This is a genomic window from Bacillota bacterium LX-D, assembly GCA_031628995.1.
GTDB lineage: Bacteria > Bacillota > DUOV01 > DUOV01 > Zhaonellaceae > JAVLUO01.
Window position 1 is genome coordinate 1 of sequence record JAVLUO010000014.1, and the last position, 19,466, is coordinate 19,466.

Here is a 19,466-nt window from a genome sequence, read left to right on the forward strand (position 1 = left end):
GTACATTAATTCTATTGAACCGCCGTATACCGAACGGTACGTACGGTGGTGTGAGAGGACGCTGAATTAATTAATTATTCAGCTCCTACTCGATTAACTATGTTCTAAAAAGTTAAGGCTACTTTTGCAAAAGAGGGCAAAAATAACTAAAATTATATTGTACACCAAAAATTTCTATTGTCTAAGGAGGTTTTTCCCTGTGGTTAATATGCTGCGCAGCTTGCCGGCAGTAGAAGAAATACTCCAAGATGTTCAAATTAAAGAGTTGCTAAGAAAAGAAAGCAGGCACCTGGTAGTGGAGTGCGTACGAGAAGCAATTAGTGAGCTGCGGGAGAAAATTAAACAGGGCGAGCTTTTTGCCGAAAATAGTTTAAAGAGTTTGGTGATCACCCAAACTCAGAAAATGCTAATTAAAAAAAGCAGGTACAATCTGCAAAGTGTAATTAATGCAACGGGAGTTATTTTACATACAAACCTAGGCCGGGCAGTGTTAAGTCAAAAGGCTAGAGCTGCCGTTGCCCAGATTGCCGGCAGTTATAGCAATTTAGAGTTGGACCTAACTACTGGAGAAAGAGGGTCCAGATACAGCCACGTGCTGCAGCTTTTAAGAGATTTAACAGGCTGTGAAGATGCTTTAGTAGTCAATAATAATGCAGCAGCTATTTTATTGGTATTAGCCTCTATGGCCAAAGGAAAAGAAGTTATTGTCTCTAGGGGACAGCTAATTGAAATTGGAGGTTCCTTTAGGGTTCCGGAGGTAATGGAACAAAGCGGAGCTAAATTAGTTGAAATTGGAACCACAAATAAAACATATCTGGAAGATTACGAAAGAGCCATAAATTCGGAAACAGCAGCCCTGTTAAAAGTACATACTAGCAATTATAGGGTAGTAGGGTTTACCCATGAAACATCTACAGAGGAACTGGTTAAGTTAGGCCGAGAGAAAAACATTCCTGTTATAGAAGACGCAGGCAGCGGCGTTTTGTTTGACTTAAAAAACTACGGCATCCAGGGCGAACCTATTGTACAAGAGTTAATAAGTACAGGGGTAGATATTGTAACTTTTAGTGGAGATAAACTTTTGGGAGGACCTCAAGCGGGAATAATTGTTGGCAACAAAAGTATAATCTCTCAGGTGAAGAAATATCCTTTAACAAGAGCCTTGCGGGTTGACAAAATGACGGTTGCAGCTTTAGAAGCAACTCTTAAGGAGTATTTAGACCCACAAGGTGTGGTAGAAAACAATCCGGCTTTAAACATGTTAACTATGCCTCTTGCTAAACTGCAGACTAAGGCGGAAAGGCTAAAACATCTTTTAGCTGCAGCATTGCCAGATGCTGAAATTACAATCGAAGAAGGTTACTCCCAGGCTGGAGGTGGAGCTTTGCCAACAACTAATTTGCCAACTTTTTTAGTGGCCGTACATTTGGCTAACCTTTCAGCGGAAAAAGCAGCCCACAGGCTGCATACAGGGGAACAACCTGTCCTGGTTAGAATTAATCAAAATAAAATAATCTTAGATCCAAGAACTATTCTGCCAGGAGAAGAACAGCTTCTTGTGTCTGCCTTTCAAGGGCTAACAGTTGCTAAAATTTAAATAAAGGAAAGAAGAAAATGAATTATGTGATAGTTGGTACCGCTGGTCACGTTGACCATGGCAAAACTGAACTAGTTAAAGCTCTAACGGGAATTAATACCGATCGTCTAAAAGAAGAACAGCAGAGAGGCATTTCTATTGAATTAGGGTTTGCTCCTCTGGAACTGCCGGGAGGTTTAAAGGTAGGTTTAGTTGATGTGCCGGGGCATGAAAAGTTTATTAAGCAAATGTTAGCCGGTGCAGGGGGAATGGACCTAGTTTTATTGGCAGTTGCTGCTGATGAGGGTATCATGCCTCAAACTAGGGAACATTTAGATATCATTAATTTGCTGCAAATCAAAAAAGGTATAGTAGTAATCACGAAAGTAGACTTAGTGGATGAAGATTGGCTGGAGCTTATTAAAGAAGATGTACAAAACTTTTTGAAAGGAACTATTTTAGAAAATGCGCCTATTCTCTGCACTTCAGCTTATGCTGGTACTGGGATCGAGGAGTTAAAAAAGGTACTGGAAAAAATGGTCTCGGAGACTAAACCAAAAACTAGGGTGGGGCAGGTTCGTTTGCCTATTGATAGAATTTTTTCTATAACTGGTTTTGGTACTGTTGTCACGGGAACACTTTGGACAGGAGAGATTTCTGTAGGTCAAATTCTAGAAATAATGCCAGAAAAACTTACCACTAGAGTTCGTTCACTACAGGTTCATGGCCAGCAAGTAGAGAAGGCCTATGCCGGCCAGAGAGTAGCTGCCAACTTAGCAGGTTTGGAAGTAACGCAAATTAAGCGGGGAAGTGCAGTCGTAACCCCTAATGTTTTTACACCTTCCTATAGAATAGATGTAGAGTTTTACTTACTTCCCTGTGCTGCCCAAGTAGAAAATAGACAGAGGGTAAGGATTCACTTGGGCACAAGTGAAATTTTGGGAAGAATAATATTGTTAGATCGAGATGTGTTAGTACCCGGGGAAAAGGCATTTGTGCAGTTACAGCTAGAAAATGTTTTAGTAGCGGGGAAAGGAGATCGCTTAGTTGTCCGTTCCTATTCGCCGATGCAAACAATAGGGGGAGGTACTGTAATTGACCCGGTGGCAGGCAAACACAAAAGGTTTGACGCTGCTCTCTTAGCTACTCTAGCTGTCCTAGCCAAAGGAACACCTGAAGAATTGCTGCTGGAAGCATTACAGAATGCAGGAGATTTACTTTTAACTAAAAATGAGTTAGCCGATAAATTAAACCTGCCTGGAACAATGGTTGATCAGCTGGTAGAGGTACTTTTAACAAAAGGACTTATAGTGCAAATTGACTTTGACGATACTAGCTGGGTAGCAGATAAAGATAGGTTAGATTCATTCCAAAAAAATATTGAACAGTTTTTAGGAGAATATCATCAAAAATATTATTTGCGTTTTGGACTATCCAAAGAGGAATTACGCTCTCGTAAATTTTCTAAAGCAAAAGTAAAAATTTTTAACGCCCTTTTAAGTAAATGGGTGCAAGATAATTTTTTAAGGGTAGAAAACAATTATGTAGCTTTAAAGGGATTTATTCCCACACCAAGTCTTAAAGAACAAAAGTTATTAGAAAGAATTGCTGCCGAGTATTTGTCCGCAGTATTTCAACCCCCTCTTTGGAGTGAAGTTTTGCGCAAGTTAGCATTAAGTGAAGATGAGGGAAACGAATTGCTTAAGTATCTGCTTTGGAAGAAAACATTATATAAGATAGACGAAGAATTATATTTTCATCAACAAAGTATTAAGGGTGCCCAAGAACTCCTAAAGCAGTATATTGAAGAACATGGCTCCATTCAATTATCTGAGGCCAGAGATTTGCTGCAAAGCTCAAGAAAATATGTGCTTCCTTTACTTGAGTACTTTGATAAAATTAAGTTCACAAAACGTATTCAAGATAAAAGGGTATTAGTTAAATAATAGTATTTATTTTGGGAACATGTACCGTTATAATAATAGTACCTAAGCGGTAAAAAATAACGGTAGGTGCAGTTATGAGCCATTTTTTTGCTTACTTATCAAGGATGAAGTTAATTAGACGCTGGGGCTTGATGCGCAATACTTTATCTGAAAATATTCAGGAACATAGTTTGCAGGTAGCAATTATAGCCCACGGATTGGCGGTAATTAAAAACCGGATTTTTGGGGGCAATGTAAATTTAGAAAGAGTACTGACTTTAGGAGCATTTCATGAAGTTGGAGAAGTTATTACAGGGGACCTAGCCACTCCCATTAAATATTTCAACCCGGAAATTAAAGAAGCCTACGGTCAGATTGAAGAAATGGCTAAGTATAAACTATTGGAAATGCTGCCGTGGGAGCTGAGGAGTGATTATCAAAGCTTATTCTTCCCCGAAGAAAAGGAACAGGAATGTTGGCGGATAGTTAAGGCAGCTGATAAGATTTGTGCTTATTTAAAATGCCTTGAGGAATTAAAGGCTGGAAATCAAGAATTTTGTAAAGCGGAAAAGTCGATTAAGGCTGAAATCGAGAAATTTAATTTGCCTGAAGTAGAATATTTTATGGCTAATTTTGTGCCTAGTTTTTCATTAACCCTGGATGAATTAAATTAAAACAATTGGAAGGGGAGTACAATAATGGAAGGCATAAATGAATTAATTGTTAATACAACTAAAAAAGAGGAACTAATTGATATAACGGCACTTGTCCAAAATATTATCCACGATAAGGAAGTAAAATCAGGAATTTGTTATATATTTGTTCCCCATACTACCTGTGGACTAACAATTAACGAGCATGCAGACTCTGCGGTGGCCAGAGATATTACAGAGACTTTAAAACAGATAGTGCCCTATAATTTGGATTATAAGCATATAGAAGGCAATTCGCCGGCCCATCTAAAATCATCTTTAGTAGGTTCTAGTCAAACTGTTTTAATTGAAGATGGCAGAGCCTGTTTAGGAACTTGGCAGGGTATTTTCCTCTGCGAATTTGATGGACCAAGGCGGAGAACTGTTTGGGTTAAGGTTAATTAATTTGCAGGAAATATATTTCTATTGCATAAAAACAAGGAGACGGTAAAATAATAAAGGAGATAATGGAACCTAATTGGTTCCTTATGGGGATGGATTGGGCCTGGTGGCTTGCCCGGACTTCAAATCCGACGGGACGTAATGACCTTGCGTTCGGTGGGTTCGATTCCCACACATTCCCGCCAATATAAACAAGACAAGGCTTTCTCTTTGGAGGAGGCCTTGTTTTGTTTATATTAAAAAGGGACCATAATGGCCCCCGACTTATGGAATTTGTTTGTAAGCAAATTGACACTCACGAACACACATATCCAGATGGTGTGCAGATTCGGAAAGGGTCGACTTGAAGCGGACATCCTGGGTTTTATCTGTGAATGATTGAAGTGTAGCTAACGTGTTCTGACAATCTCGGATACATTGTTCTAATTGTTGTTGCTGATTATTCATATACTTCACCTCTTTTTACTTTAAATTTTGGGATATTTCTTTAGCATCAAGGCATCCATGTATACACATTTCAATTCGGCGATCTGCTTCTGCAAGGGCCATACGTGCCCGATGATCTACAGTATTATTAGCCAAACTACGAATCATTTGCGCCGTTTGTGTGCACTTATCAATACAGTTTTGGATATCGACATTAGTTACCAATGTATTCACCTCCCAATAAATCTAATATTTATTATTAGCATTTTGGGTAAGTGATATGTAACTTTAAAAGAAATGTTGGAATTGTTTAAATGTGAGTAGAATTTTTTTCTTGGTGGATTATTGTTGAACAGATTTTTTAAAAGCGAAAAGTTTATGAAAAAAATAGTGATATTAGATCCAGACCATAATTAGAATCGGTTGCCAAGAATTTTGGCCCTTCTTAATAGTGCAGGGGAGATTTCTGGCTTTGTTTTAGTCCCGGATTTAACTATTTTACCTATAATTTTATATCCTCCATAATGCAATACTTCATTAACTGCTCTAATTGCCCCTCTGCTTTCAGCTGCGATAAAGTTAAATGGCCATGGAGTTGTACAGGCAGTAACTATAGCTGCCGGTTTTCCTTTCTGCTGTGGCAAAGGTAGACCATTGGGTTTTTCCCCCATAAAAACCGGCACATTCCTATCGAATAAAAGTTTAAGCTGGGAGCTTAAATTACCCCAGTGAGTTGGGGTACCAACTATAAGTCCATCAGCATTTCTAATTTTATTTCCGATTATATGACCGTCATCCGGCGGCAAGATACATGCCATGTCTGGTCGGCATTTCATGCAGGCCAGACATGGCTTCATTTTGAGATCGTATACATCGACCCACTCTACTTCATGTTTTTGAGCGATGCCAGCGACAATTTCTAGAAGCAGTTTAGCAACGGTTCCACTTTTTTGTGGGCTGCCGTTTAAAACTAATATTCGCATAAAAACACCCTTTCAATTATGGAAACTAATGAAATTAAGTTTATTATATACCTTATGGTAAAGGAGAGTTTAACAAATTATGATTTATTACTGGTAATTTACTCGCACACCTTTTATGCTACAGGTTTTTTCGGGGATAGTTCTTGGGAAGAATGTGGCAGCGTTGATGCTGATGGAAAAATAACGCGGCTTGGGTACAAAAGCATTGTCTGTGGAGATATCGTTAAGAATACGGGCACGATTTCATTAAAACTATCTGGAGAGCTACGTAAGCTTTTGGTTTGCCGGTTGTACGATGTTTTTCTAAGTACTTCTGCCAGATTTTCTTTTGTAGAATCTATGGGTACGAAGTGTAGGTTTGCCGGACGTTTCTGCAATATATTATTATTTCATAATATATTGTTTATATAACTAGCTAATAGTATAATGTTAAAATAAAAGGTATTAATTGCTATTTTCTGGTATAAAATTAGGGCAGGAATTTGCAGTTGAAGCAGCTTAAATAAAATAACAGGGGAGTAAATATAATGGAAGAAAGACTTTTTCAAATGAAAGCGGATATTTTTAAAGCGTTCGCTCATCCTTCACGGATTAAAATTTTAGAATTTTTGCGCAACGGAGAAAAATGTGTTTGTGAGTTTACCAGTAATCTTGATCTAGAACAATCCAACGTATCACAACATTTAGCAATTTTAAAAAGGCAGGATTTAATAACTAGCCGCAAGGAAGGTTTAAAGGTAATTTATTCAATTACTTACCCTGAAGTTTTAGAGATGTTGGAGATTGTTTCTAAAGTTATTATGTTACAGGCCGAGGGGACTGTTTCTCTATTTGATCAAATGGCCAAAAAAGATAATTTATAATTACAAAGGAGTGGATAATATGGAAATTAAAATCTTAGGTTCAGGCTGTGCCAATTGTCAAAAGCTTTACGGAGTTGTGGAGCAAGCGGTGCAGGAACTGGGTATCCAGGCCGATATGAAAAAAGTTGAAGATATGAAAGAAATAATGAGCCATGGAGTTATGAGCACACCTGCCTTGGTAATCAACGGAAAAGTCAAATCTTTTGGTAAAGTACTAAAGCTGGCAGCTGCCAAAAAATATATTCAAGAAGAAAACAATTAATTTATTGTTGGGAACAAGGGTGGGGGAAGATGGAGATTTATTTGGATAATGCGGCGACTACATTTCCGAAGCCGGAAGCAGTATATCGAGCAGTGGAAACGTATATGCGGCAAAATGGAGCTAGTGCAGGGCGGGGCCATTACCGGAAAGCTTTAGAAGCAGAAGAACTGGTTTATAAAACGAGGGCAGCTCTAGGCAGGCTTTTTGGCATTGATAACGCCGCACAAATTATTTTTACCAACAATGTGACAGATTCTTTGAACTTGGCTTTAAAAGGCATTTTAGAGCCTGGAGATCATGTTATTACCAGTAATATTGAACATAATTCCATGTGGAGGCCTTTAAAAAAACTGGAGCAGGATCAAAATATATCTATTTCCGAATTAGTTGTAAATCCAGATGGAAGCTTTGATGCTGGGCAAATTGAAAATAAAATAACAAAAAAAACAAAGCTGTTTTGTCTGCTGCATGCTTCTAATGTACTGGGCAGTATTTTGCCAATTCCCAAAATCACTGAAATTGCTCACGCTTATAATATACCTGTCTTAATTGATGCAGCCCAAACGGCCGGTGTCTACCCCATTGATGTTTCCAAAGAAGGGATAGATCTTTTGGCGTTTACAGGCCATAAAGGGTTGTTGGGCCCTATGGGTACGGGCGGCCTATACATTCGGGAAGGAATAGAACTAAAAACTTTAAAAGAAGGCGGAACAGGAAGCAACTCCAGCCAGGAATTTCAACCACAAAATTTGCCTGATCGCTATGAGGTTGGAACTTCAAATATTTGGGGACTTGTGGGCTTAAAAGCGGCAGTGGAATTTATTGAGCAGCAAGGAATTGAAAAAATACGCGCCAAAGAAGAAATGTTGACCCATAAGCTCTTGGAAATACTTCAGGCTTTGCCTGGTGTAAATGTTTATGGATCTCTCCAAGCCCATGAACGTGTGGGTTTAGTTTCTTTTAATCTCAAGGAAATGGTGCCGGAAGAAGTGGCATTTTCTTTAGATGAGTCCTTTGGCATTATGGTTCGGGCCGGATTGCATTGTTCATCAAAAGCCCATCGTTTGTTAGGTACGGAAAAAAGGGGTGCTATCAGGGCTAGTGTGAGTTATTTTAATCAGGTAGAAGACATTGAAATGCTAGGAGAAGCAATAAAGAATATCCAGGCAAAATAAGCTGAGGTGAAAATAATGTTTTTAAAGGAAATACGGGTTGTCCGTACATCACCTTGTTTAGCGGCAGAGGAAATGATTAAGGTTCAGGCTGTTTTATCAGTTGAAATAGGAGAATTAATGCCTTACTTAAATGCTGTTTTACCTAAGCCAAATTATGACCCCAAAGCACAAAATTTGGCCTTTAAAAAAGGTGAAAAGCTGATTCTTTTACAAAAAGATAAGGTTGCTGTTACAAAATTGAAAAATATAACTCATGCTTACCAAGAGTTAGAATTGCTAAAAGGTTTAATCAATGATACATACGAACGCAGAGACGAAATAACACCCATCTATGAAGGACGAAAAAGAGTAGGTCCTCTAGAAATATATAAGCATTTGCCTCGAACTAATTGTAAAAAATGCGGAGAAGCTGCTTGTCTTGCTTTTGCCACAAAGTTGGTTTCGCTAGAAGCGGAAGTGAATCAATGTCCTGATTTACTGACGGAAGCTTATGCGGAGGCTAAAGCTAAGGTATTGAGTTTACTAGGCGAAGAGTAGTAAAAGAAGTAATTAAGCGCTGGAACATATTTGTGAGGAGGGGTTAATATGTTCGGTACTTGTGAAAAGTGTGGCCTTGCTGTTAGTCAAGAGGGGAAAAATATTTGTTTTGACACTAAGAGGGAAATTAAACCGGAAGAAATGACAATGGAGAAAAATTGTTATTTCTTTATTGCCCAAAAATATGAAGATGGAGAGCTCCTAACTCCTGAACAACATTTAGCTTTAGTACAGGTGGAAATTGCTAAAAAACATATGAACAGCGTGATTTAGCGATTTATCTAATTAAGTGTAGTATTCTGGCGGCACTATTGGGGATAGTTACTCCATTTTGCTCTTGCTCTGCTGTTCCTTTATTTATTGGATTTGTGGAAGCAGGGGTACCACTGGGGGTTACATTTACTTATTTAGTTGCAGCTCCAATGGTCAATGAGATTGCTTTAGGGCTTTTATACGGACTTTTTGGTTTAAAAATAGCTTTAACCTACATTATTTCCGGAGAAGTTATTGCCATAATAAGTGGGCTAATTATAGGCAGACTGGGCTTAGAAAAATATGTAGAAGAATATGTTTATCAAATGCAGGTTGGCAATACGCCAGATTTACCCGACTTAACTTATAAAGATAGATTAATTGACTCCTGGACTTTCACCTGGGAACTAATTAAAAAGATTTGGCTATACGTGCTAGTGGGGATTGGCATTGGCGGTGTGATGCATGGCTGGCTACCGACTGATGCTTTAGCGGCCTATGCCGGTAAGGATAATCCTTTTGCTGTTTTTGTAGCAGTTATTATTGGAGTGCCATTGTATTCGAACGCGGCAGGTGTGATACCTTTAGTTAGTGAGCTAACACGAGCCGGGGTAGCAATCGGAACGGCATTAGCTTTTATGATGGCAGTTACTGCCTTGAGTATTCCGGAAATGATTTTACTCAGAAGGGTGCTTAAACCAAAATTATTAGCTGTTTTTATTGCTATAGTAAGCTGTGGAATCATTTTTACAGGCTATTTGTTTAATTTAATTTTATAACAAATAAATGTCAAAATAAGTGCTCTTGGGTTTTTGAAGAGCACTTATTTTATTTAAGTAGTTTTCTGGTTGTTGTTGGAGGAGATAGGCTATTGCAAGTAGTTTGGGAGGATAAAGCAAAAATAAATCGAAATGATAAATAAAGTTTGTGATTTTGGGGGGAGGAGTTATTATGGCTAAAGCTTATGTCCAGGCACTGCAAAATGGGAAAAAAATTTATAGCGAATATTTATCTTTAGATAAATTGACTAGATTTCAAAAATTTATGGCTCAGTTTAGCAGAGAAAGCTGCCCCGAAAATTTAAGGGATGCGTGGGAAATGCTAATTGAGGGAACAGACAAATTCGATGACAAAATGGAAATGACAATCTATAGAACCTATTTTATTTATAGCGTTACGAAAGAATATCACTAAGGGTATCATTAAGGGGGCAATTTTTGTGCAGTATGAAGAAATTGAAAAGGGCATTTTTCTCCAAAGGCCCAACCGTTTTATTGCTCAAGTACTTGTGAATGGAAAGGAAGAAACAGTACACGTTAAAAACACTGGACGCTGTAAGGAAATTTTACTGCCAAAAACTGCTGTTATTTTAGAAAAAGCTCAAAACCAAGGCCGGAAAACGGACTTTTCCCTTATTTCCGCCTATAAAAATAATATATTGATTAATATTGATTCCCAAGTGCCTAATAAGGTTGTTTTTGACGGAATACGGGAGGGAAAGGTTGCTGAACTTAGAGAAGTTAATTTTTTAAAAAGAGAAGTTACCTATGCTAAATCACGCTTTGATTTATACTTTGAGACAAAAAGTGCCAAGGGTTTTGTTGAGGTTAAAGGGGTTACTTTAGAAAATAATGGGGTTGCTATGTTTCCAGATGCTCCTACAGAAAGAGGCGCTAAACATGTGACCGAATTAAGTAAAGCAGTTCAGGACGGATATGACTGCTTTATCTTTTTTTTAATTCAAATGCAAGGGGTCAAATATTTTACGCCAAATAAAGAAACTGATCTAGCTTTTTGCCAGGCTCTTTATGCTGCTGAGCAAGCAGGAGTGAAAGTACTATGTTATGACTCTATAGTTATGGAAAATTCCATTACCCTGGGAACTAATGTTCCTATAAAGTTATAATTTTTCAATATAAATTTGCATTACAGGATAAACTATTAAAGTGCAGAAATGAAGTGGACAGTATGGAATTTTATGAAGCTTTAAGCCAATACTATGATGATATTATTCCTTTAGGCAAGCTGCAAATAAATTTTTTACAAAAAATGTTTTCAGGCAAAGAAAAAATATTAGATTTAGCTTGCGGAACGGGGAATTACGCCTTAGCTTTAGAAGAAATGGGTTATAAAACTTTTGGTTTAGATATAGATGAAAAGATGGTTTTAAAGGCTAAGGAAAAGGAAAAGGGCAAATAAACCTGAAGTAGGCCAAGTGATGAAAAATGTTACGGGTAACTTTGGAGCCATGAAACACAAGGATTATTAACAGTGGCTGGCAAAATGTAGTTAAAAATTTTTGTCTAGGTAACAAATGTTACCTACATTTTTAGTGCTAATTTATATAATAGAGATAAATAAAGCCTGCACAACAGCGGGCAAGTGGAAAGGGCGAGTTGAAATGACGAAACAATTAGTTGGAAATTGTTTAACAACAGCCATGGGGATTATGCCCCATAAATCAATAGAACAAGCCTTGGATCTGGCATTATCATTAGATATTCCCTTTTGGCCCCAGTTACCCCGGTATAGTTATTATGAAGATATGTATGTGCAGGCAAGTGAACGTTTTCCCGGCATAGTAATCGATTTGGAAGCTAAAAAAATTTCCTTTAACATGGATAAGTTTATGGAAGAACTTCCTGAGTATATTGAACATAGTGATGATGAATCTTATTTCGAACTTTCATCCCAGTATTCCGCAGTTTTAGATGAATTTTTAAAGAAAGATTTAAGTGGGTATCAGTTGATTAGGGGACAAAATATTGGACCTTTAAGCTTTGGCTTAAAAATTGTTGATGAAACAGATCGGCCTATTATTTATAATGATGAAGTCCGGCCACTTCTTTTTGAATTTTTTGCCCAGAGAATCAATACACAGTATGCTCAATTAAAAGCCAAGAATTCTAATGCCTTTGTATGGATTGATGAACCAGGGCTGGAGATGCTTTTTAGCAGCATGACGGGCTATACAAGTGAAACTGCCAAGAAAGATTTTATTGAGTTTTCCCAGAAAATCAAAGGGCCTTGGGGAGTCCATTTATGCGGGAACCCTGACTGGTCATTTCTCTTGACGGGTATAGAAATGAATGTACTTTCTGTTAATATATTTAACTGGGGGCATATTTTCACCCGTTACTATAGTGAAGTTAAAGATTTCTTAGATAGGGGAGGAATTATTTCCTGGGGCATTGTACCAACTTTAACAGAAGAATTTAGTGAGGAAACAGTTAACTCCATAATTGAGAAATTGGAAAGTCATTGGAATCACCTTGAGCAAAGGGGCATTGATAAACAATTCATTTTATCTAGATCTTGGCTGGCTCCTGCTAAATGCTGTTTAGTCAATTTAGATGGTGGTGCTACTGTAGAAGAATCGTTTAAACTGCTGAAGGAAGTATCCTCCATTTTACGGGCGCGTTATAATTTAGCATAAGAAAAGGGCAAGTCATCCTAGGAAGGATGATTTGCCTATCTGTTTTTGAATCTATTTAAATTCATTAAAATTCTTAGCAATATTCTGAAAAGGTAATTCTATTGAACAAGCTGGGCAATTTTCTGAAAGGGCACATTTAAGCACTCTAAGGCATCTTCATACCCAGCTTTAACGCTTACCAGCAAACATGTTGCAGGCCCGGCCGTTTTATGTATGTCAAGGGTTGAATTTGAATTTAATAGGAATTTCACATGGCACTGTGGAAGTTTAGCTAATTCATGTAGTTCGTAGCTGATTCCCTTAGATCCTACAGGTAGTATTTCATGGATGCCTTCTTGTTGTAAAAGCTGCAGTACAGCTTTGATGCCAGCGGCTTTTTGTTGGTTTTTAAGTACCTCTTCTCCAACCATAGGTGTGCCTACTACATAGATTAAATCTCCTGCCTCACTTGTACCTAGCCTTAAATCCCGGCTATTTGTAGTGCCAATAACAGTAACACCGATGCCTGTTTGCAAAGTTGGCATATTATCTTCAGTACTGCCATTAATCATCGCAATATCCAACCCAGCTTCAGCAACAGCTTCTCTCACTCCTTCAATAATAGGTACTCCAGCCGGATGCGCTTCTACGCTTAAAGTGTTAATAACTGTAATTGGCTTTGCCCCGCTGGCCAGTACTTCCATTAAGGGGACTGCTGTAATCATTTTTCCTAAGATTTGGCCTGAAAGTTGTAACTTGTCTAAAGGCTTAGTACCGATAGCGCCTGCCGAATCGCAAGCGATAACTAAAAGGGTTTTCTCTATTTCAATAAGGGTTAGATCTCGTATCCTCCTGATCATTAAATACACCTGCTTTTTTAACTGCCTTATAAATTAGATAGGCTATAATAATATTTGCTGCTGAACCAATAACTAAAGGTAAAACCATTCCGACAAAAAAACCCATACCGTAAATTGGAACCAAAGTTAGAGGTGCTATAACCCCATTGGCAATGATTGTCGTAATTATAGCTATGAAGGCATTAGCTTTCTTAAGTAAAAAGGCAAACAGAAAAGCACAAATAGCCATTTGAAGGGCAATTAAAAGATGAATAGGTAAAGTTAGGGGAAAACCCGTTAAACCTGAGGAAATTAAATGGCCAAGTGCAGTAATTAAAGCACCTTCTTTACCTCCTAATAAGGCTGCTGCAAAAAAACCAGGAGCGGAGTCAAAACTTACTGTGCCAGTAGGGCTGGGAATTTTTAAGAAAGCACCCACAACGCATAAAGCAGTAAAAATACCCATTCGAACTAATTTTTTGGTTAACACTTCCTTAGCCTCCTTCTAGATTAAGTAAAAAAAATAAAATTCTCCCTAAAGAGAACTTTACCATCATTCCCTACTCATCACCCCTTCCGCGTGGGTTATAAGTTTACTCTCGGCAGGTCTTCTGACTCAAGGTTATTCTACTTGCTCACCTTCCCAGCATCAGCCAGTGGTTATTAAGCTTTCGTACCTTACTACAGCGGCGGGACCGTATCCTTTCAACTGGATTTCCCTATTCTCCAAAATTGGCACCAGAGAGTAATAATTTTAATTAATAGTTTCTACTTAACTAGATATTTTCCTTCTTAATAATTGAGATAATTTTTTACTGTTTAAGGAATTGTAGGGCTGCTAAATGTTTTTAGAAATTCTTAAGCAGCAAATATTTTAGCCAGTATTTTGTTGCTTCGTTCAATAAATTTAGTCATTTGGGCAGGTTCCAGCTGTTTATGGCTGAGCATTGCTAAGTCGTAAATATGGGCACAGACTAGCTGGAGATCAGCTTCCTCAGCATTTTCCGATAAAGATAAAACCTTTTGAATTAAAGAATTGCTAGTATTTACAATTAATGTTTCTTCAGTAGGGATAGTTCCTAGGTCCATACCTTTAAACATAGCGCTCATTTCTTGCAGTCTTCTATTTTTTTCATTAAGTAAAATAATAGCCGGTACGTCAGAAGTTTTCAATGCCTCAGCTTGGACTTTTAAGTTATCATTATTTAGAGCCTTTTTAAAGATAGCCGCTAATTTGTCTTGTATTTGCTGCTCTTGTTCCTGATTTGGCTCCTTCCCATTGTCCTTTAAACTGTCAGCTAAATCAGCATCAATGCGGCTAAACTGTAATCCAGCTTCTTTGCTTTCTAAAAACTGAATAAAGTGGGAGTCAATAGTAGAAGGCAGAACTACAGCATTTAGGCCTTGCTCTTTAAAAAGGTTAATATACTGAGCTTGTTGTTTCTCATCACTGACATAGAAGACTCTTTTGGGCTGGCCCTCTTCCTTTTGTCCTAAGTAATCTTGGAGAGTCACATACTCACCATTAATAGTACGGAAGATAATAATATCCTTTACTTTTTCATAAAAATTGTCTTCTCGAATACAGCCATACTTGACAAAGGGGTGAATATCTTCCCAATATTGGTTAAAGTTTTCCCGCTCTTTTTTAAATAGTTCAGTTAATTTATCGGCGACTTTTTTGGTAATATGCTTGGATAGTTTAACTATATTGCTATCCTTTTGCAGAAAACTGCGGGATACATTTAAAGGCAGATCTTTAAAGTCAATTGTTCCTTTTAAGAGCATTAAGAATTCAGGAATAATCTCTTTAATATTGTCAGCTACAAAGACTTGATTATTGTATAATTTAATTTGGCCCTCAATGGTTTCAAACTCGTGCTTAATTTTCGGAAAGTATAAGATACCTTTAAGGTCAAAAGGATAATCTACCTGTAGATGAATCCAAAATAATGGGTCATTAAAATCATGGAATATTTTTTTATAAAAATCAATATATTCCTCCTTAGTGCAATCCTTAGGGTTTTTAAGCCAAAGAGGATGAGGATCGTTAATTGGTTCTAATTTTTGTTCAGCACCATCTTTAGTGGTTTCCTGAGGCTGTTCATTAAGTACATAAATTTCAGTAGGTAAGAAAGAGCAATATTTATAAATTATTTGGCGTAGGTTAAATTCTTCTAAAAATTCCTTGTTTTCGTCTGATAAGTATAAGGTGACAATAGTACCCCTTTGGTCATGCTGTGATGAGTTTAGTTGATACTCGGTACCTCCGTCACAAACCCATTGTACAGCTTCGGCTCCAGTTTGATAGGACAAAGTATCGATTTGCACCCGTTCTGCTACCATAAAAGCAGAATAAAATCCTAGTCCGAAATGGCCGATAATTTCATTACCTTCCAGTTGTTCTTTATACTTGGCAATAAAGTCTTCAGCACCGGAGAAGGCAATTTGGTTAATATATTTTTTTACTTCTTCGGCAGTCATGCCAATTCCATTGTCAATAAATTTTAGAGTTTTCTTATCTTTGTTAAAGACAACTTTAACTTCATACTTGGTGTCCGGGCTTATTTGAGCTTCTCCGATAGCTGCTAAACGCTGCAGTTTACTAATAGCGTCACAGCCATTAGAAATTAGTTCTCTAATAAAAATATCCCGATCGGAGTAAAGCCATTTCTTAATAATAGGAAAAATGTTCTCCGTATGAATAGAAATATTGCCTGTTTCCTGTTGCATCAACTTTCCCTCCTGCATGCAATTTTAGTTTACATATTTTTGAATTTAATATATACTAAAATTTTTAAACTTGTCAAGAATATTTTAGCACTCTTGTCCCAAGAGTGCTAAAATAATTTACTCAAGATATTCTTTTAAAGCTGCCAAGTCTTTTATTTCAATACTGCCCTTATGAAAATTAATTAGACCTTCATTTTTCATTTTAATTAATTCCCTGGATAGGGAAGGACGTTGGATGCCCATTTGTTCCGCTAAATTACTTCGAGACATAGATAATTTAATGATCAGTGATTTTTGTTTTTTAGATTCCTCCAGAAAAAGACTGCACAATTTTTGGCGAATAGTTTCTAAAGAAAGCACTTTTACTTTTTTATTTAACATTAAGATCCTACTTGAGAGTAACTCCATAAAATTAGTTAAAATCATAGGAGAAATACTGCATAGTTGGATAATAGCATCTTTAGCAATAAACAGTACACTGGTTTCTTGGGCAGCTGTAATGGTAGCAGGGTAGTTTCGCTGCTTGGAAAAGACAATTGCTTCCCCAAAAATTTCCCCTGGCCTGAGTTGGGTTAAAGTGACCACTTTGCCGGAAGCATGAATCTTTTGAACTTCCAGTAACCCGGAAAGTACTATGCCTATAGAATGGCAGTCATCATCTTCGTCGGCAATAATGCTGCCTTTACTGTAAGTTGTTTCAACATAGTCGAGCTTGTGTAAAGAATCTAAAATCTCTTTTTTATTTAAGCCTTGAAATAAAATACAATTTTCTAAAATATCGAAATTTGTATTCAAGATTGCATTCCCCCACAAATTTTTAATTCTGTAACAAATGTTACCTACTTTTGATTAGCAGATCTATATAATTAAGCTATAGTTAGAAAAGAGAAAGGATGAACCAAGATGCTTAGAAAAATTGTGCATATTGATCAAGAATTATGTAATGGCTGTGGTTTGTGTGCAACTGCCTGTCACGAAGGGGCAATTGAAATAGTTAACGGCAAAGCGCAGCTAATTAGTGATAAATATTGTGATGGGTTAGGCGATTGTTTGCCGGCTTGTCCAACCGAGGCAATCAAAATTATAGAGCGGGAAGCAGATGCTTACAGTGAGGATGAAGTACTGAAACTTCAAGCTCAGCAAAAAGAAAATAAGGATGCAAATAAGGATACAATCGATGTTATGCCTTGCGGCTGTCCCGGCACGGCAGCTAAAAAAATTACTAGAGCTGCTAATGAGCCTAAAGCAGAAACTAAAGAAACAAACAATGTGTCGCTGCCATCTCAACTAAGACAATGGCCCGTGCAGCTTCGTTTAATTAATCCCCAAGCAGAATATTTACAAAATGCTGATTTATTAATTGCAGCAGATTGTACAGCTTATGCTTACGGAAATTTTCATGAAGATTTTATTAAGGATCATGTAACAATTATAGGCTGTCCAAAACTAGATGACAATAAGTACAACGCAGAAAAGCTGGCAGCAATTATAGCCCAAAATAATATTCGCAGTATTACAGTTGTAAAAATGGAAGTACCTTGCTGCAATGGAATAGTGCAAGCTGTTAAAGAAGCAATGTTAAGTACTCAAACCATTGTGCCTTATAGAGAAGTCACGATTGGCATAGATGGAAGTTTAAAATAAAAAGTGGGGAGGAATTGTAATGGAAAGTAAAATGTTTTGCTATCAATGCGAACAAACAGCAGGGGGAAAAGGATGTACTGTAACGGGGGTTTGCGGTAAGGACCCCCAAGTAGCTGCTTTACAGGATTTACTATTGTATAACCTCCAAGGGATAGCTTTCTATGGCCAAAAAATTTTAGAACAATCTCAAGAATTAGAACAAAATACTCATCAATTTATGATCGATGCTTTATTTGCTACTTTAACAAATGTGAATTTTGACCAAGAAAGATTTATTAGTTTCTTACGCCAGGCACAAATCGTCAAGGAGCAATTAAAACAGCAGGCCGGAAAGGTAAATGGAGTTATTCCTCCGGAGGCTTTATATGAAGTTCCAGAGAAAAAAGATCAAATTCTTGCTGACGCTCAAAAAACAGCTATCTTTACAGCAGATAATGTATCTGAAGATATCCGTTCCTTAAGATCTCTTTTGATTTTCGGCGCTAAAGGAATGGCTGCCTATGCCCATCATGCCTATGTATTAGGTAAGTCTGATAAGCTAGTTAATAACTTCCTTTATAAGGCTCTAGCTGCTACTTTAGATGATAACTTAAGCATAGATGACTTAGTTAAATTAAACATGATGCTAGGGAAAGTAAATTTCCGCTGTATGGAGCTTTTAGATGAGGCCAATATTAGTTCTTTTGGCAGTCCAACACCTACTGAAGTACTAATTACGAAAAAGAAAGGTCCCTTTATTATTGTATCAGGCCATGACCTTAAAGATTTAAAGGAACTATTAGAACAAACCAAAGGTAAGGGCATTAATATTTATACCCACGGAGAAATGCTGCCGGCTCACTCTTATCCGGAGCTGAAAAAATATAGTCATTTAGTAGGAAATTATGGCGGGGCTTGGCAAAACCAGCAAAAAGAATTTGATGGTATTCCTGGATGTATCCTTATGACTACTAATTGCATTCAGAAACCTAAAGAAAGTTATCAGGACAGAATCTTTACCACAAGCATTGTAGGCTGGCCTAATACTAGCCATATTCAAGAAGTTAACGGTCAGAAAGATTTTACACCTATCATCACTAAAGCATTAGAACTAGTTGGCTGGACTGAGGATGAAGCAGAAAAGAAAATTCTAGTAGGTTTTGGCCACGATGCTACCTTAAGCCATGCCGGGGAAATTATTCAGGCAGTTAAGGAAGGTGCCATTAAACATTTCTTCTTAATTGGAGGTTGTGATGGTGTCAGAGCGGGGAGAAACTATTATACAGAACTTGCCGAAAAGGTACCTCAAGATGCAGTAATACTTACTTTAGCCTGCGGTAAATATCGTTTTAATAGGAAAGATTTTGGTACTGTTGCCGGTCTGCCCCGATTATTAGATGTAGGACAATGCAATGATGCTTATTCCGCCGTTAAAATTGCTTTAGCTCTGGCAGATGCTTTTGACTGCGGTGTTAATGATTTACCTTTATCTCTCATTTTATCATGGTACGAACAAAAAGCCGTTTGTATCTTACTAACATTACTTTCCTTAGGAATCAAGGATATACGTTTAGGTCCAACGCTGCCAGCATTTGTTTCATCTAATGTGTTGCAAGTCTTGGTAGACAACTTTGACATTAAGCCCATTTCCACTCCAGATGAAGATTTACAAGCAATTCTAGGAAAATAAATAATAATTATCTGTTTTTGTTAAGCCAAAGCTGCAGGATTTTTCTTGCAGCTTTTTTTTGGCATAGATTAAC

The 19,466-nt window shown here is 37.4% G+C and carries 21 protein-coding genes, 1 tRNA gene, 1 pseudogene and 1 riboswitch; of the genes and pseudogenes, 17 read left to right on the plus strand and 6 right to left on the minus strand.

Annotation, left to right across the window (positions count from 1 at the left end):
- Nucleotides 1-208 precede the first annotated feature (208 nt).
- The 5 genes from selA to RDV78_10255 all read left to right on the plus strand — a co-directional run bounded on the left by selA (nt 209) and on the right by RDV78_10255 (nt 4,780).
- A complete protein-coding gene (selA, locus tag RDV78_10235; GenBank protein MDS1030821.1) occupies nt 209-1,597 on the plus strand; it encodes an L-seryl-tRNA(Sec) selenium transferase in 1,389 nt (462 codons plus the stop codon).
- 17 nt (nt 1,598-1,614) lie between these two features.
- Nucleotides 1,615-3,522 (plus strand): selenocysteine-specific translation elongation factor, encoded by a 1,908-nt coding sequence (gene selB, locus RDV78_10240; protein MDS1030822.1) that lies wholly within the window; start codon nt 1,615-1,617, stop codon nt 3,520-3,522.
- A gap of 74 nt (nt 3,523-3,596) precedes the next feature.
- A complete protein-coding gene (gene yfbR, locus RDV78_10245) occupies nt 3,597-4,175 on the plus strand; it encodes a 5'-deoxynucleotidase (protein MDS1030823.1) in 579 nt (192 codons plus the stop codon).
- Nucleotides 4,176-4,199: 24 nt separating this feature from the next.
- Nucleotides 4,200-4,598, plus strand: coding sequence for a secondary thiamine-phosphate synthase enzyme YjbQ (locus RDV78_10250; protein ID MDS1030824.1), 399 nt, complete (start codon nt 4,200-4,202; stop codon nt 4,596-4,598).
- Nucleotides 4,599-4,683: 85 nt separating this feature from the next.
- Nucleotides 4,684-4,780, plus strand: a tRNA-Sec gene (locus RDV78_10255).
- Nucleotides 4,781-5,057: 277 nt separating this feature from the next.
- Here the strand turns inward: RDV78_10255 and RDV78_10260 are convergent.
- Both RDV78_10260 and RDV78_10265 read right to left on the minus strand, forming a co-directional pair.
- Nucleotides 5,058-5,246: a hypothetical protein gene (locus RDV78_10260; GenBank protein MDS1030825.1), complete on the minus strand. Its 189-nt coding sequence runs from the start codon at nt 5,244-5,246 to the stop codon at nt 5,058-5,060.
- A gap of 188 nt (nt 5,247-5,434) precedes the next feature.
- A complete protein-coding gene (locus RDV78_10265) occupies nt 5,435-6,004 on the minus strand; it encodes a flavodoxin family protein (protein MDS1030826.1) in 570 nt (189 codons plus the stop codon).
- 527 nt (nt 6,005-6,531) lie between these two features.
- Between RDV78_10265 and RDV78_10270 the strand changes: the two genes are divergently transcribed.
- The 10 genes and pseudogenes from RDV78_10270 (at nt 6,532) to RDV78_10315 (ending at nt 12,529) form a co-directional block, all read left to right on the plus strand.
- Nucleotides 6,532-6,867: a metalloregulator ArsR/SmtB family transcription factor gene (locus tag RDV78_10270; protein ID MDS1030827.1), complete on the plus strand. Its 336-nt coding sequence runs from the start codon at nt 6,532-6,534 to the stop codon at nt 6,865-6,867.
- Between the two features lie 19 nt (nt 6,868-6,886).
- The gene (locus RDV78_10275) at nt 6,887-7,129 is read left to right on the plus strand and encodes a thioredoxin family protein (protein MDS1030828.1); all 243 of its coding nucleotides are present in this window, start codon (nt 6,887-6,889) and stop codon (nt 7,127-7,129) included.
- Nucleotides 7,130-7,158: 29 nt separating this feature from the next.
- Nucleotides 7,159-8,304 (plus strand): aminotransferase class V-fold PLP-dependent enzyme, encoded by a 1,146-nt coding sequence (locus tag RDV78_10280; protein ID MDS1030829.1) that lies wholly within the window; start codon nt 7,159-7,161, stop codon nt 8,302-8,304.
- A 15-nt stretch (nt 8,305-8,319) separates the two neighbouring features.
- Nucleotides 8,320-8,841, plus strand: coding sequence for a (Fe-S)-binding protein (locus RDV78_10285; GenBank protein ID MDS1030830.1), 522 nt, complete (start codon nt 8,320-8,322; stop codon nt 8,839-8,841).
- A 48-nt stretch (nt 8,842-8,889) separates the two neighbouring features.
- Nucleotides 8,890-9,114, plus strand: a complete 225-nt coding sequence (locus tag RDV78_10290) for a hypothetical protein (GenBank protein MDS1030831.1) — start codon at nt 8,890-8,892, stop codon at nt 9,112-9,114.
- 23 nt (nt 9,115-9,137) lie between these two features.
- Nucleotides 9,138-9,872: pseudogene (locus RDV78_10295) on the plus strand (permease).
- 172 nt (nt 9,873-10,044) lie between these two features.
- Nucleotides 10,045-10,287: a hypothetical protein gene (locus RDV78_10300; protein ID MDS1030832.1), complete on the plus strand. Its 243-nt coding sequence runs from the start codon at nt 10,045-10,047 to the stop codon at nt 10,285-10,287.
- Between the two features lie 25 nt (nt 10,288-10,312).
- Nucleotides 10,313-10,999: a DNA/RNA nuclease SfsA gene (gene sfsA, locus RDV78_10305; GenBank protein ID MDS1030833.1), complete on the plus strand. Its 687-nt coding sequence runs from the start codon at nt 10,313-10,315 to the stop codon at nt 10,997-10,999.
- Between the two features lie 62 nt (nt 11,000-11,061).
- Entirely contained in the window at nt 11,062-11,292 is a 231-nt protein-coding gene (locus RDV78_10310) for a class I SAM-dependent methyltransferase (protein MDS1030834.1), read from the plus strand.
- A gap of 202 nt (nt 11,293-11,494) precedes the next feature.
- On the plus strand, nt 11,495-12,529 hold the full coding sequence (locus RDV78_10315; protein MDS1030835.1) for a hypothetical protein: 1,035 nt from the start codon (nt 11,495-11,497) through the stop codon (nt 12,527-12,529).
- Between the two features lie 98 nt (nt 12,530-12,627).
- Here the strand turns inward: RDV78_10315 and RDV78_10320 are convergent, their stop codons facing one another.
- From RDV78_10320 to RDV78_10335, 4 genes are all read right to left on the minus strand, one after another.
- Complete coding sequence (locus RDV78_10320) at nt 12,628-13,368, minus strand: AIR synthase related protein (GenBank protein ID MDS1030836.1); 741 nt, start codon at nt 13,366-13,368, stop codon at nt 12,628-12,630.
- Complete coding sequence (locus RDV78_10325) at nt 13,334-13,837, minus strand: ECF transporter S component (GenBank protein ID MDS1030837.1); 504 nt, start codon at nt 13,835-13,837, stop codon at nt 13,334-13,336. Before RDV78_10325 ends, RDV78_10320 begins: the two co-directional genes overlap by 35 nt.
- A 93-nt stretch (nt 13,838-13,930) precedes the next feature.
- A riboswitch (cobalamin riboswitch) is annotated at nt 13,931-14,105 on the minus strand.
- Between the two features lie 100 nt (nt 14,106-14,205).
- Nucleotides 14,206-16,080 (minus strand): molecular chaperone HtpG, encoded by a 1,875-nt coding sequence (gene htpG / locus RDV78_10330; protein ID MDS1030838.1) that lies wholly within the window; start codon nt 16,078-16,080, stop codon nt 14,206-14,208.
- 117 nt (nt 16,081-16,197) lie between these two features.
- Nucleotides 16,198-16,875: a Crp/Fnr family transcriptional regulator gene (locus tag RDV78_10335; GenBank protein ID MDS1030839.1), complete on the minus strand. Its 678-nt coding sequence runs from the start codon at nt 16,873-16,875 to the stop codon at nt 16,198-16,200.
- 108 nt (nt 16,876-16,983) lie between these two features.
- Between RDV78_10335 and RDV78_10340 the strand changes: the two genes are divergently transcribed.
- Together RDV78_10340 and hcp are read left to right on the plus strand one after the other, a co-directional pair.
- Nucleotides 16,984-17,724: a 4Fe-4S dicluster domain-containing protein gene (locus RDV78_10340; GenBank protein MDS1030840.1), complete on the plus strand. Its 741-nt coding sequence runs from the start codon at nt 16,984-16,986 to the stop codon at nt 17,722-17,724.
- 19 nt (nt 17,725-17,743) lie between these two features.
- The gene (gene hcp / locus RDV78_10345) at nt 17,744-19,393 is read left to right on the plus strand and encodes a hydroxylamine reductase (protein ID MDS1030841.1); all 1,650 of its coding nucleotides are present in this window, start codon (nt 17,744-17,746) and stop codon (nt 19,391-19,393) included.
- Nucleotides 19,394-19,466: the final 73 nt, after the last annotated feature.